Origin of the sequence: Burkholderia sp. Se-20373 (genome assembly GCF_017104705.1) — a bacterium.
Lineage (GTDB): Bacteria > Pseudomonadota > Gammaproteobacteria > Burkholderiales > Burkholderiaceae > Burkholderia.
This window is the reverse complement of record NZ_JAAGPH010000016.1, coordinates 54,822-68,102: the sequence shown is the minus strand read 5'-3', so window position 1 is coordinate 68,102 and position 13,281 is coordinate 54,822. Positions and strand designations below refer to the sequence as shown.

The 13,281-nt window shown below is 67.7% G+C and carries 11 protein-coding genes; 3 read left to right on the top strand and 8 right to left on the bottom strand.

Annotated elements, in window-relative coordinates:
* Positions 1-10 precede the first annotated feature (10 nt).
* Positions 11-1,171 carry a pyridoxal phosphate-dependent aminotransferase gene (locus G3N96_RS08520; protein ID WP_206136925.1) on the bottom strand — a complete coding sequence of 387 codons (1,161 nt, stop codon included), beginning with the start codon at positions 1,169-1,171 and terminating at the stop codon, positions 11-13.
* A 167-nt stretch (positions 1,172-1,338) separates the two neighbouring features.
* Between G3N96_RS08520 and G3N96_RS08515 the strand changes: the two genes are divergently transcribed.
* Positions 1,339-2,772, top strand: a complete 1,434-nt coding sequence (locus G3N96_RS08515) for a PLP-dependent aminotransferase family protein (RefSeq protein ID WP_206136924.1) — start codon at positions 1,339-1,341, stop codon at positions 2,770-2,772.
* A 33-nt stretch (positions 2,773-2,805) separates the two neighbouring features.
* On the opposite strand, the gene G3N96_RS08510 is transcribed toward G3N96_RS08515, so the two are convergent.
* Positions 2,806-3,246, bottom strand: coding sequence for a nuclear transport factor 2 family protein (locus tag G3N96_RS08510; RefSeq protein ID WP_174934767.1), 441 nt, complete (start codon positions 3,244-3,246; stop codon positions 2,806-2,808).
* Positions 3,247-3,296: 50 nt separating this feature from the next.
* Complete coding sequence (locus G3N96_RS08505) at positions 3,297-5,321, bottom strand: NADPH-dependent 2,4-dienoyl-CoA reductase (RefSeq protein WP_206136923.1); 2,025 nt, start codon at positions 5,319-5,321, stop codon at positions 3,297-3,299.
* Between the two features lie 150 nt (positions 5,322-5,471).
* Here G3N96_RS08505 and G3N96_RS08500 point away from each other — a divergent pair, with 150 nt between their 5' ends.
* The gene (locus G3N96_RS08500; RefSeq protein ID WP_206136922.1) at positions 5,472-6,008 is read left to right on the top strand and encodes a PadR family transcriptional regulator; all 537 of its coding nucleotides are present in this window, start codon (positions 5,472-5,474) and stop codon (positions 6,006-6,008) included.
* An 18-nt stretch (positions 6,009-6,026) separates the two neighbouring features.
* Positions 6,027-6,182 (top strand): hypothetical protein, encoded by a 156-nt coding sequence (locus G3N96_RS39165; RefSeq protein ID WP_241022550.1) that lies wholly within the window; start codon positions 6,027-6,029, stop codon positions 6,180-6,182.
* A 70-nt stretch (positions 6,183-6,252) separates the two neighbouring features.
* On the opposite strand, the gene G3N96_RS08490 is transcribed toward G3N96_RS39165, so the two are convergent.
* From G3N96_RS08490 to G3N96_RS08470, 5 genes are all read right to left on the bottom strand, one after another.
* Positions 6,253-7,233 carry an NADPH:quinone oxidoreductase family protein gene (locus tag G3N96_RS08490; RefSeq protein WP_206136921.1) on the bottom strand — a complete coding sequence of 327 codons (981 nt, stop codon included), beginning with the start codon at positions 7,231-7,233 and terminating at the stop codon, positions 6,253-6,255.
* Positions 7,234-7,381: 148 nt separating this feature from the next.
* A complete protein-coding gene (locus G3N96_RS08485; protein WP_206136920.1) occupies positions 7,382-9,211 on the bottom strand; it encodes an acyl-CoA dehydrogenase in 1,830 nt (609 codons plus the stop codon).
* Between the two features lie 107 nt (positions 9,212-9,318).
* Positions 9,319-10,086 carry a class II aldolase/adducin family protein gene (locus G3N96_RS08480; RefSeq protein ID WP_206136919.1) on the bottom strand — a complete coding sequence of 256 codons (768 nt, stop codon included), beginning with the start codon at positions 10,084-10,086 and terminating at the stop codon, positions 9,319-9,321.
* Positions 10,087-10,158: 72 nt separating this feature from the next.
* Entirely contained in the window at positions 10,159-12,483 is a 2,325-nt protein-coding gene (locus G3N96_RS08475) for a xanthine dehydrogenase family protein molybdopterin-binding subunit (RefSeq protein WP_206136918.1), read from the bottom strand.
* Complete coding sequence (locus G3N96_RS08470; RefSeq protein ID WP_175237329.1) at positions 12,480-12,941, bottom strand: (2Fe-2S)-binding protein; 462 nt, start codon at positions 12,939-12,941, stop codon at positions 12,480-12,482. The genes G3N96_RS08475 and G3N96_RS08470 overlap by 4 nt, the downstream gene beginning before the upstream one ends.
* Between the last annotated feature and the right edge of the window lie 340 nt (positions 12,942-13,281).

Below are 13,281 nucleotides of genomic sequence, written 5' to 3'. Positions count from 1 at the left end.
GGCACCCGATTCATGCAACCGCTGCATCCATCGCCCGAGACAGCGCCGTCAACGCAGGCGGCAGCCGCTCCAGCGGAAGATAGCCGAACCCGAGCCTGAACACGCGGCTGCTTTCGCCGAACCACGTGCCTGATGCGAGCTGCACGTCGTGATCCGGCAACCGCTGCCAGAAGCGCGACACGGCCGGCTCGTCGAACGCATCCTGACGCAACCGCATGCAGCACAGTGCGCCCGCATCGGGCCGCACCCACTCGACCCGCGCACGCTCGCGTTCGCACCAGCCCGACACGATTTCGAGCGCGCCCGCAAGCAGCCGGCGTCGGGGCGCGAGCACGTGTTCGCGGTGGCGTAGCACGGTCGTGGCCAGCGTCTCGTCGAGCACCGAACCCGAGATCACCGTATTCAGCTTCGCGACGAGCAGACGCGCCCGAAGCCCGGCATCGGCCACCGTGAGCCATCCGGTCCGCAGACCGGGTGCGCCCAGCGCTTTCGACACCGACGAACCCGTGACGATGCGTGGATCGACACCCGCGAAACTGGCCGCCACGGCGGCATCGCCATAGCTTGCTTCGCGATAGGTCTCGTCGATGAACAGTATCGCGTCCGGGCACCGTTGCGCCATCAACGCCAGCAATGCATCGATCTCCGCGCGCGATGCCTGCACGCCGCCCGGATTCTGCGGGGACGCGATGCTGACCAGCCGCGTCTTCGACGACAGGCGCGCGTCGAACTGCTCGAGGTCCAGCCGGTAGCCATTCTCGAACGACAGCCGCACTTCACGCACCGTTGCGCCGGCACCGACCAGGCAGTCTCGACTCGGTGGAAAGCAGGGTGTCGCCAGCACGGCCTCGTCGCCGGGCCGGCACACTTCATAGGCCAGCAGAAACAGCCCGAGCGCGGTGCCTTGCGTCGTCACGATCTGCTCGGCGGGCACATTGCAGGTTTCGGCAATCGCTTCGCGCAGCACGGCAGCGCCCGCCGACTGGCTGTAGCCGAGCTTCAGGTTGCGGACCGCTTCGACGCCGGCCACATCCAGCAGTTCGCCGACCGTCAGGTCTTGCGACGTGCTCTCCGCCAGGTTGAACGTCCGGTTCACGTCGAGCAGCGAAATGATTTCGTTGTACGGAAATCGTCCGCGCCACATGTCGGAATGCGCTTGTGTCGTCTTCATGGGCAAGCCTCGCAATGGCCGATCGATGGATCGAATCACCGCCATCGTAGCGCTCGCCCAAAAACCATAACAGCCACAATTTTCCGTCGATTGGACCGATACAATCAGGCGTGGCGAGATCGCGTCGAACAGCCGATAATCGGACACTTCCCTGCCGCTGGTACCCCATGGACACGCAGACTTCATTTCGTTACAGGCAGCTGGCCGACCTCATCGTCGGCATGATCGAGAACGGTACGCTGTCGCCGGGCACCCGGCTGCCGTCCGTGCGTGCCGTCAGCGAACAGCAGCGCATCAGCGTGTCCACCGCGCTGCAGGCATACCGTCTGCTCGAAGATCGCGGCGTGCTCATCTCACGGCCGCAGTCGGGCTTCTATGTCGCGGCCGCGCGTGGCGGCACGCTTGCGTTGCCGAGCGCCTCGCGCTCGCGCGCGAAAGCATCGACGGTGTCGATCAGCGGCGCAGTCGCCGCGATGCTCGAACATGCGGCCAACTCGGCGCTCGTGCCGCTCGGATGCGCGGTGCCCGATCCGGCGCTGCTGCAATCGAAGCGGCTCGACCTGGCCCTCGCCCGCGCGGCACGCCAGCACGGCACGCGTTACAACGTCTATTGCGCGCCCTACGGCGAACCGGCGCTGCGCCGCGAGATCGCGCGGCGGGCCATGCGCTTCGGGCATCCGCTGTCCGCCGACGACATCCTCGTCACGAACGGCTGCACCGAAGCGTTGACGCTCGCGCTGAATGCCGTGGCAACACGCGGCGATACGATTGCGGTGGAATCGCCGACCTACTTCGGCCTGCTTCATACGCTGGAGGCACTGGGACTGAAGGCGCTGGAGTTGCCGACCGACCCGCTGCGCGGCGTCGACCTCGGCATGCTCGCGCAGCGGCTCGAAGCGGAATCGATCGCCGCCTGCGTGCTGTCGTCGAGCTTCGGCAATCCGCTCGGCTCCGCGATGAGCGAGGACGACAAACGGGCGCTGCTTGCCCTGCTCGCACGCCATCGCGTGCCGCTGATCGAAGATGACGTCTACGGCGACATCCACTTCGGGCGAGACCGGCCGAGGCCGTTCAGCGCGCTCGACAGCGGTGCCGATACGATCTACTGCAGTTCGTTCTCGAAGAGCCTCGCCCCGGGATACCGGATCGGCTGGATCGCGGCGGGTGCGCGCACTCAGCAGGTGATGGAACGCAAGCTTGCGCTCAGCCTGTGCGGCCCCGTGTTGCTGCAGGTCGCGGTGGCCGACTTCCTCGCGAGCGGTGCATACGATGCGCATTTGCGCCGCATCCGGCGCGTGTTCGAGGACAACCTGGCGCGGATGACGCGCACGATCGAGGCCAGCTTTCCGGCCGACACGAAAGTGAGCCGACCAGCCGGCGGTTTCGTGCTCTGGCTCGAACTGCCGAAGCGATTCGATTCACGCGCGCTGTTCGATGCCGCGCTCGAACAGGGCGTGTGCTTCGCGCCGGGCGACATCTTCTCCGCCAGCCGGCGCTTTCGCCATTGCCTGCGCCTGAGCGCCGGGCATGTATGGAACGAACGTATCGAGGACGGCGTCCGGTGCCTGGGCCGGCTCGCGCGGGCACAACTCGCACGCTGAACGCGGCCGGCGGCCGACCCGCAATCGCCCCGCTCAGCTGCCGATCTTGAACGCCGGCAACTGCTGCGCGAGCCGCGCGCCCATTTCCGTGCCGAGCGCCTGCAGCGCATTGAACGGCCGGATCATGACCTCGAATTCGACGATCCGCCCTTCGTCGTCGAAGCGGATCATGTCGATCCCCTTCAGCGCCTTGTCGCCGACGGCCGCGCTGAATTCCAGCACTACGCTCTTGCCGTCGTCGGTGACGAACTGCCGGTAATAGGTGAAATCCTGGAGGATCGTGATCACCGTGCGCAGCGCCAGCAATAGCGCGGGCGCCGGACCGTAGGGCTTGAACGCCATCGGCGAACGGAACACGGCGTCCGGATGGACGATCGACTCCAGTGCGCCAAAATCCTTGCGTTCGATCATCGCATGCCACTTGTCGAGCGATTGCGCGACAGCGGGTTGAAGATGCAGCGGTGCGTTCGTCATCGAAGACTCCTGTATCGTCGGGCGGAAAAGAAACGAATCGGTCTCAAATCTCAAAGGGTCGCGGCCAGCGTCGTGCCCTGGTGAATCGCGCGCTTCGCGTCGAGCTCGGCCGCTTCGTACGCGCCGCCGATCACATGGACCTTGCGCCCGGCGGCCTTCAGTTGCTCCGCCAGTTCGCGCAGCGGCTCCTGTCCCGCGCAGATCACGACGTTGTCCACCGGCAGCGTCTGCTCGACGCCGTCGATCGTCACGTGGAATCCTTCGTCGTCGATACGCCGGTACGTCACCGCCGACGACATCCCGACACCGCGCGCCTTCAGCGCCGTGCGGTGGATCCATCCGGTGGTCTTGCCGAGCCCGTCGCCGACCTTCGATGCCTTGCGCTGCAGCAGATGGATTTGCCGTGCCGCCGGCTCGGGGTGCGCATGACGCAAGCCGCCTGCGTTCGCATACGACGGGTCGACACCCCACTCGGCGAAGAAGCGGTCCGCATCGACGTACCCGGCGCCCGCGCGATGCACGAGATATTCCGCGACGTCGAAGCCGATCCCGCCGGCGCCGACGATCGCAACATTGCGGCCCACCGCCTTGCCGTCGCGCAGCACGTCGAGATAGCCGAGCGTCTTCGCATGCCCGACACCGTCGATCGGCGGCGTGCGCGGCACGATGCCCGTCGCGATCACGACTTCGTCGAATTCGTGTTGCAGCAGCAGCTCGGCGGTCGCGCGCGTATTGAGGTGGAGCGTCACGCCGCGCAGTTCGATCTGCCGGCGGAAATAGCGCAGCGTCTCGTTGAATTCTTCCTTGCCGGGCACCTTCTTCGCGATGTTGAACTGGCCGCCGATCTCGGCGCCGGCTTCGTACAGCGTCACCGCATGGCCGCGCTCGGCTGCCGTGACCGCGAAGCCGAGGCCCGCCGGGCCGGCGCCCACGACGGCGATCCGCTTGCGCTGCTGCGCCGGGCGAATCACGAGTTCGGTTTCATGGCACGCGCGCGGATTCACGAGACACGACGTGATCCTGCCGCTGAACGTATGGTCGAGGCAGGCCTGGTTGCAGCCGATGCACGTGTTGATTTCGTCCGCGCGCCCTTCCCGCGCCTTGCGGACGAACTCGGCATCGGCGAGGAACGGCCGCGCCATCGACACCATGTCGCAATAGCCGTCGGCCAGCAGTTGCTCCGCGACGTCCGGCGTATTGATCCGGTTGGTCGCGACGAGCGGGATGCCGACCTTGCCCCTCAACTGCCGCGTGACCCAGGCGTAAGCGGCGCGCGGCACCTTCGTCGCGATGGTCGGAATGCGCGCCTCGTGCCAGCCGATACCCGTATTGATGATCGTCGCACCGGCCGCTTCGATCGCCCGCGCGAGCCGGATCACTTCATCGAGCGTCGAGCCGCCTTCGACGAGATCGAGCATCGACAACCGGTAGATGATGATGAAGTTCGTCCCGACCCGCTCGCGCACGCGCCGCACGATCTCGACCGGGAAACGGATGCGGTTCTCGTAGGCACCGCCCCACGCATCGTCGCGATGGTTCGTGCGGGCAGCAATGAACTCGTTGATCAGATAGCCTTCCGATCCCATGATCTCGACGCCGTCATAACCCGCATGCTGCGCGAGCGCCGCACATCGGACGAAATCGGCGATCGTCTCGTCGACTTCATCGCTCGTCAGCGCATGCGGCGTGAACGGGTTGATCGGCGCCTTCAGCGCGCTCGGCGCGGCGAGCGCCGGGTGATACGCGTAGCGCCCGAAATGCAGGATCTGCAGCGCGATCTTGCCGCCCTCCGCGTGCACCGCGCGCGTCACGACACGATGACGCTCGGCTTCCGCCTCGGTCGTCAGCATCGCGCCCCCGGGTGCCGGACGGCCCCGCTCGTTCGGCGCGAAGCCGCCCGTGACGATCAGGCCAGCCTCGCCGCGCGCACGCTCCGCATAGAACGCTGCCATCCGCTCGAAGCCGTTCGGCGCTTCCTCGAGACCGACATGCATCGACCCCATCAGCACTCGGTTCCTGAGCGACGTGAAGCCGAGCTCGAGCGGGGTCGTCAGATGCGGATAACGCGATGTCATGGGGTGTCTCCATTTTTATGCAACAAGTTGCACAGATGGTAGTTCACCATGCTCGTTTATGCAACCCGTTGCATAAACACATCCGTCACCTTGTACTGTGGCCCCGATATGGCAAGATGCGGTTCATTCCGCGGCCTCCTCCGATCCGACATGTCCCTGCCCCACGCACTCCTCACCGCCCTCGCCGAACGCCCGGGTTCCGGCTCCGAACTCGCCGACCGCTTCGATCGCTCGATCGGCTATTTCTGGCAGGCGACGCACCAGCAGATCTATCGCGAGCTGGGGCGTCTCGAGGAAACGGGATGGATCGAATCGCTGCCGGCCGAATCGGGGCGCGGCCGCAAGCGCGCATACCGGATCCTGCCGGCCGGCAAGAAGGAGTTACGGCGCTGGATCGCCGAACCGGAAGATCCGACGCCGTTGCGCGAGGCGCTGATGGTGCGCCTGCGTGCGGAAGCGGTGCTCGGCCCGGCCGGCCTCGAGGATGAAATCAGGCGGCGTATCGCGCTGCACCAGGAGAAGCTCGACCTGTATCTGCAGATCGAGGCGCGCGATTTTTCGGAAGACGCCGATTCCCGCACGAAGCGCCTTCAGCATCTGGTCCTGCAGGCCGGCATCGCGAACGAGCGGTTCTGGGTCGAATTCTCGCAGCATGCGCTCGACGTGCTGCGCTTGCCGAAAGACTGAACGATTGGCGGAGAAACCGTGCTCTGCTACGGCGATTCGAACACGCACGGCACACGCCTGATGACGCGTGCCGGCGTACTGGCGCGGTTCGCACGCGAAGGCGTTCACTTCGCGGCCGATCAGCATCGTGCGCTCGGGCAGCGGGTCGCGGCCCTTCCGCAGCAGATCGCGTAACGCGCACGCGCGCCGAACCGCAGCCGCGCGGCGTGTGCCGGAACGCGGCACGCCGCGCGCGGAAAGCCGGTCACGCGTCCGGCAGGATCACCACCTTGCCCTTCACCTGCCGGTTGGCCATCCGCGCGATCGCATCGGCCGCATCGGCCAGCGACACGCGCTCGGTGATCGCGGGTCGTACCTTGCCGGCCGCGAACCATTCGGCCAGCAGGCGCATGTTCGCGACATGCTGCTTCGGATCGTGGCGCACCGCATCGCCCCAGAACACGCCCAGAATGTCGCGCTCCTTGAGCAGCGCCAGGTTCAGCGCGAGCTTCGGAATTTCGCCGGCCGCGAAGCCGACCACGAGGAACCGGCCGCGCCACGCGGTCGCGCGCAACGCCGCTTCGCTGTAGGCACCGCCCACCGGATCGTAGACGACGTCCGCACCGCGGCCGCCGGTCAATTCGTCGACGCGGCGGCGCAGGTCTTCGGTCGCATAGTCGATCGTCTCGTCGGCGCCCGCTTCACGGCACAGCGCCAGCTTGTCCGCACTCGACGCCGCCGCGATCACGCGCGCGCCGAGCGCCTTCGCGATCTCGATCGCGGCGAGGCCAACGCCGCCCGCCGCGCCCAGTACGAGCAACGTCTCGCCTGCTTGCAGCCGCGCGCGCTGCTGCAACGCGTGCAGCGACGTGCCGTACGCGAGCACGAGCGCCGCGCCCTGCTCGAATGTCATGCCCGGCGGCAGCGCGGCAATCTGGTGCACGTCGGCCACGCACTGCTGCGCAAAGCCGCCGTGCCCGGTGAACGCGACCACCGCATCCCCCGGCTGCCACGCGGTCACGCCCTCGCCCACCGCGTCGATCACGCCGGCAAATTCGGCGCCCGGCGAAAACGGCAGCGCCGGCTTCACCTGGTACAACCCCTGGACGATCAGCGCGTCGGGGAAATTGAGCGACGCGGCCTTCACCTGAACCCGGACCTGGCCCGCGGCCGGCTCGGGAATCGCCACGTCCTCGATGCGCAAGCTGTCGATCGGGCCGAATGCGGTACACAACAGGGCTTTCATGTTCGTCTCTCTCCTTGAGCGGCGTGGCCGCGCATCATGTCATCCTGCGGGGCGCGCCCGCGCGGCCGGTTCACTGCGAATGCGCGGTAGCCGACGGAATCGGCATCCACGACATCGTCTGCATTCCGGAATGTCGGTGAAGCCATGATCAGAACCACGCGTCGCGCATGTCGAGCGTCGTCGTGTCGACGCGCGCGAGCAGATCGAGCTGCGCATCCACTTTCGGCAGTTCCCAGTTGAAGAAATAGCGGGCCGCCGCACGCTTGCCGTCGTGGAAATCGTCGGCGTGCCCGTGCGCGGCGAGCGTCACGTCGAGCCACAGCCACGCCACGACGAGATGGCCGAACGCTTCCAGATAGACGCTCGCGTTCGCGAGCCGCACCTGCGGATCGCCGATCGCGCCGAGTTGCCGCGTGACGTCGACCAGCCGCGCCCAGCGCCGCGCCAGCGCACCGGCCTGCTCGCGCGGCTCGGCACCAAGCGCTCGCGCGCGTTCGACGGTCGCGCCGATCTGCGCATCAAGTGCGTGCAGCAGCGCGCCATCGTCCTGGGCGACCTTGCGGCCCAGCAGGTCGAGTGCCTGGATCCCGTGCGTGCCTTCGTGGATCGGGTTGAGACGATTGTCGCGATAGAGCCGCTCGACCGCGTAATCGCGCGTGTAGCCATAGCCGCCGTGCACCTGGATCGCGAGGTCGTTCGCCGCGAGACACCACTGCGACGGCCAGCTTTTCGCGATCGGCGTCAGGATGTCGAGCAGGCGCGTGGATTGAGCGCGCACGTCCGCATCGTCGTGCGCGCGTGCTTCATCGACCCGCTTCGCGCAATACAGGATCAGCGCGAGACCGCCTTCGACATAGGCCTTCTGCGCGAGCAGCATGCGCCGCACGTCCGGATGGTCGACGATCGGCGCCTGCGGCGCGGCGGCATCCTTGCCCGCCGGCCCGAGCGAGCGCCCTTGCGGCCGGTTGCGCGCATAGTCGAGCGCGTGCAGATAACCCGTGTAGCCGAGCGCCACCGCGCCCGCGCCGACACCGATGCGCGCCTCGTTCATCATGTGGAACATGTAGGCGAGGCCGTGGTTCGGCTGGCCGACCAGATAGCCGATCGCGCCTGCGCGCCCTTCCGGGCGGTAGCGGGTGCCTTCGCCGAAGTTCAGCAGGCAGTTGGTGGTGCCGCGGTAGCCCATCTTGTGGTTCAGCCCAGCAAGCACCACATCGTTGTGCTCGCCCAGGGCCGCGCCGTCGGCGCCCGGCAGGTACTTGGGCACGATGAACAGCGAGATGCCGCGCGTGCCGGGCAGCAGCCGGCCATGTTCGTCGGGAATCTTCGCGAGCACGAGGTGGACGATGTTCTCCGTCAGCTCGTGTTCGCCACCCGAGATCCACATCTTGTTGCCGGTCAGCCGGTAGCGCGGGCCGAGCGGCGAGTCGCCTTCGAAATCCGCGCGCGTCGCGATGTCGGACAGCGACGACCCGGCTTGCGGCTCGGACAGGCACATGGTGCCGAGGTAGCGCCCTTCCAGCGCCGGGCGCGCAAATGCGTCGATCTGCGCGGGGCTGCCGTGCGCGACGAGCAGGTTCGCGTTGGCGGCGGTCAGGAACGGATAGGCGGACGTGGCGATGTTCGCGGCCTGGAAGAACAGGAACGATGCGGCTTCGACCAGCTTCGGCAAGCGCATGCCGCCGAGCGCTTCGTCGTGGCCCGCGGCGATCAGCCCGGCGTCCGCGAACGCGCGCACGGCCGGTTCGACGTCGGGGATCAGCGTCACGCGCTCGCCGTCGAACTGCGGTTCCTCGCGATCGCCACGCGCCGCGTGCGGCGCGAACAGGTCTTCGGCAATCCGCTCGCTGGTGTCGAGCACCGCGTCGAACGTCTCGCGACTGTGCTCGGCGTAACGCGGCAGCGCGACGAGCGCTTCCGCGTCGAGCCAGTCATACAGCAGGAACGCGAGATCGCGTCGCGACATCAACAAGCTCATCGTGCTGCCTCCCGGAGCCGGCTTCGTCAGCCGAATGAAGGATTCCGTGACGGAAAGTGCTGGCAGGAATTTAGCACGGTCGTTCTAAAACGACAACGATGGATCCGCTAGTCCGCGTAACCGGGATTGCGCCGATCGAGCCGGCGCAGCAAGCCGGGCCAGACGAGCACCCCGGCGCCCATCCCGCGCGTCACCGCGGCGATCTGCTGCTTGATGCCGTCGAGAATCGGCTGGCCGATCGGCAACAACGCCGAACCGCCCGCCTGCGCGCGAACCTGGATCATGCAGGCCGCTTCGAAGAAGTACATCGCGACGAATGCGTCTGCGGGCGTCGCGCCGACGGTCAGCAGGCCGTGGTTGCGCAGCATCAGGTTCGTGTTGGCGCCGAGGTCGTGCACGAGGCGCGCCTTCTCGCCCTCGTTGAGCGCAATGCCCTCGTAGTCGTGATACCCGAGCGACGCCAGCACGCCGAGCGACTGCTGCGACAGCGGCAGCAAGCCCCCTTCCTGCGCCGACACGGCGACGCCGTTGATCGAATGCGTATGCATCACGCACAGCGCGTCGCCGCGGGCCGCATGCACCGCGCTGTGAATGGTGAAGCCGGCCGGGTTGATCTCGTAAGGTGATTCGGACACCTTGCGTCCGTCGAGATCGACCTTCACCAGCGACGATGCCGTGATCTCGTCGAACATCATCCCGTACGGGTTGATCAGGAAGTGGTGCTCCGGGCCGGGCACGCGCGCGGAAATATGGGTGAACACGAGGTCGTCCCAGCCGAACAGCGCGGTAAGGCGGTAAGCCGCCGCCAGGTTGACTCGCGCGTCCCATTCGGTGGGGGAAACCGACTGCTTCACGCTGACTTCGGAAGAGGACACGTCACGCTCCTTGCTCAGGGGTCGATGTGCACCGGGCCGCACGATGCGGCCCGGCGTGGGGAATGGTGTGCGTCAGCCCGCGTGCGGCTTCGCGAGCTGATCGGCAACCGGCAGGCTGCGGATGCGCGTGCCGGTCGCCGCGAAGATCGCATTGGTCAGTGCCGGCGCGACGGGCGGCAGGCCCGGCTCGCCCACACCGCCGAGCGGCGTCGCGAAATCGTCCGGCGCGACGAGATGCACGCGGATTTCGCGCGGCGCCTCGTTCATCCGCAGCACCTGGAAGCCGTTGAAGTTGCTCTGCTCCGGATGGCCGTCCTTGAACGTGATCTCGCCGTGCAGCGCGATGCCGAGCCCCATCACCACCGCGCCCTCGAGTTGCGAGCGTACCCGCTCCGGATTGACCTGCGGGCCGCAGTCGATCGCGATGTCGACTCGCGGCACCGTGATCTTGCCGTCGGCATCGACTTGCACCTCGCACACCGCCGCCGTGTATGACACGAAGCTGCGATGCGCGGCGATCCCCAGGCCGTGCCCCTTCGGCAGCTTGCGCCCCCAGCCGGCGCCGCGCGCAACCGTCTCGACCACGCGCCGCAGCCGGCCGGTGTCGATCGGATACAGCGCCGGATCCTCGCCGTAGTTCGCGTTCTTCACCGTGATGTGCGGCTCGAAACGCCGCGCGGGCCCGATCAGGTCGAGCAGGAAATCCTTCGGGTCGCGACCGGCCGCGTGCGCCAGCTCCGACACGAAGCTCTGGATGCCGAACGCATGCGGGATGTTGTAGACCGAGCGGAACCAGCCGATCCGCGTGTGCGCTTGCGCGGCCGGATTCTCGATCCGCACGTTCGGAATCGCGAACGGCAGATCCGCGATGCCCTGCGCGAGCTCGCCCGGCTGCTCATGCACGACACCGGCCCTGAACGTCGACTGGATCGACGGGGCGACCGTGCGATGCTGCCACGCGACCACTTTCCCCGATGCATCGATGCCGCCGTCGAATGCCTCGAGCGACACCGCGTGGAAATAGTCGTGCGCGATGTCGTCCTCGCGCGTGAACGTCAGCTTGACGGGTGCGCCGACCGCCTTCGACAGCAGCGCCGCCTCCACCACGTAGTCGGGCTTCGACTTCCTCCCAAAACCGCCGCCGAGCAGCGTCACGTTGACCGTCACGCGTTCCGTCGGCCACCCGAGCGCCTTCGCGACCTCGTCGCGCGTGGTCTGCGGCGCCTGCGTGCAGGTCCACACGTCGCAGCGGCCGTCGGCCACGCGTGCAACGGCCGCGGGCGGCTCCATCGTCGCGTGCGCGAGATGCGGGATGTAGTACGTCGCGCGCACGCGCTTCGCGGCGCCGGCCAGCGCCGCCGCCGCGTCACCGTCGTTGCGGATCACGTCACCCGGTTGCGCGGCAGCCGCGTCGAGCGTCTCGCGATACGCGGCGGAATCGTAGTTCGCGTTGGGCCCGCGCTTCCAGTCGATCTTCAGTTGCGCGCGCGCCTGGATCGCCGTCCACGTATCGCGCGCGACGACGGCCACGCCGCCGAGCGGCTGGAAACCGGACGGCAGCGGTGTCGGCGCAAGCTGCACGACCTTGACGACACCCGGCAGCTTCTCCGCCGCCGATGCATCGAACGATGCGACCGTGTCACCGTAGGCAGGCGGTCGCGCGACGACCGCATACAGCATCCCGTCGAGCCGCGTGTCGATCCCGTAGCGTGCACGGCCGCCGACGATGTCGCGCCCGTCGATCAGCGCCGTTTCGCCCTTGCCGATATAGCGGAATTCCGCCGGCGCCTTCAGCGCCACCGTGGCCGGATCCGGCGTCGGCAGCGCAGCTGCCTTCGCGGCCAGTTCGCCGAAGCCGAGCTTGCGCCCGCTCTTCGTGTCGACGACCTCGTGCACCGTCGCCTTGACCTGACGCGCATCGACGCCCCACGCCGCGGCGGCCGCCTGCTCGAGCATCGTGCGCGCGGCCGCGCCCGCGCGGCGCAGCGCGGCGAAGCTCTGGCGCAGGCTGCGCGATCCGTCGGTGTTCTGGTTGCCGTAGCGCGGCTCGTCGCCCACGGCCTGCGCGACCTTCACGCGCGCCCAGTCGGCGCCCAGTTCGTCCGCCACCACGAGCGCGACGCTCGTGCGCACACCCTGCCCCATCTCGGAACGGATGCAGGTCACGGTGACCGTGCCGTCCGGTGCGATCGCGACGAACAGGTGCGGATCGTCGCGCAACCCGTGCGGCATCCCGGCGCCGCCGAATTGAGGATTCGCGCTGACGGGCGGCTGCACCGGCACGGCCGCGTGAACGAGCGACGGCACGCCGAACGCGAGCAGCAGCCCGCCGGACGCGAAGCCGAGCAGCAGCGCGCGACGGCTTTCGTTATGGACGGAGAGTTCGGGCGCGCTCATGCGGCACCTCCGCGGCGTACAGCCAGGCGGATCGCCGCACGAATGCGCGTGTAGGTGCCGCAGCGGCAGATGTTGCCGGACATCGCATCGTCGATGTCGGCGTCGGTCGGATGGGGATTCGTCTTCAGCAGCGATGCGGCCTGCATGATCTGCCCGGACTGGCAGTAGCCGCACTGCGCGACGTTCAGTTCCTGCCAGGCCTGCTGCAGCGGATGATCGACGTCCGTCGACAGTCCCTCGATCGTCGTCACGCGCTTGCCGGAAGCGGCCGCGACCGGGGTGATGCACGAGCGGATCGCAACGCCGTCGAGGTGCACGGTGCATGCGCCGCACAGCGCCATGCCGCAGCCGAACTTGGTGCCGGTATCGCCGAGGACATCGCGCAGATACCAGAGCAACGGCATGTCGGGATTGCCGTCGAAGTGCTGCTCGCTACCGTTGACGGTCAGCGTGATCATCGTTCACCTCCTGGTCGAGGCGCCCGCGTCGCACCACGGGTGCCGGGTGGGGATTCGAACGGTGCCGAGCCGGCACCGCCTGGTGGACTGCTTCGCCGGAAGTACCGGCGGTCGATGTGTTTCCCGGTGCTGCGGGCTGCCGAGGACTGCCGCGCGTACGATTCCGCTCGAAGGCGGGTGCCCGCGGGTCCCGATTCTGCCCCACCCAAACCGTCACGCCGGCAACACGAACCTGTCGAGGCTGCCAGAAACGGCGCGCCGGATCGCCGTTACCCGCGCGCGACGTTCGGCCCGGACGGGCGGATTCGTATGGGGATTGAGCCGAGCTCCGACTTTAACC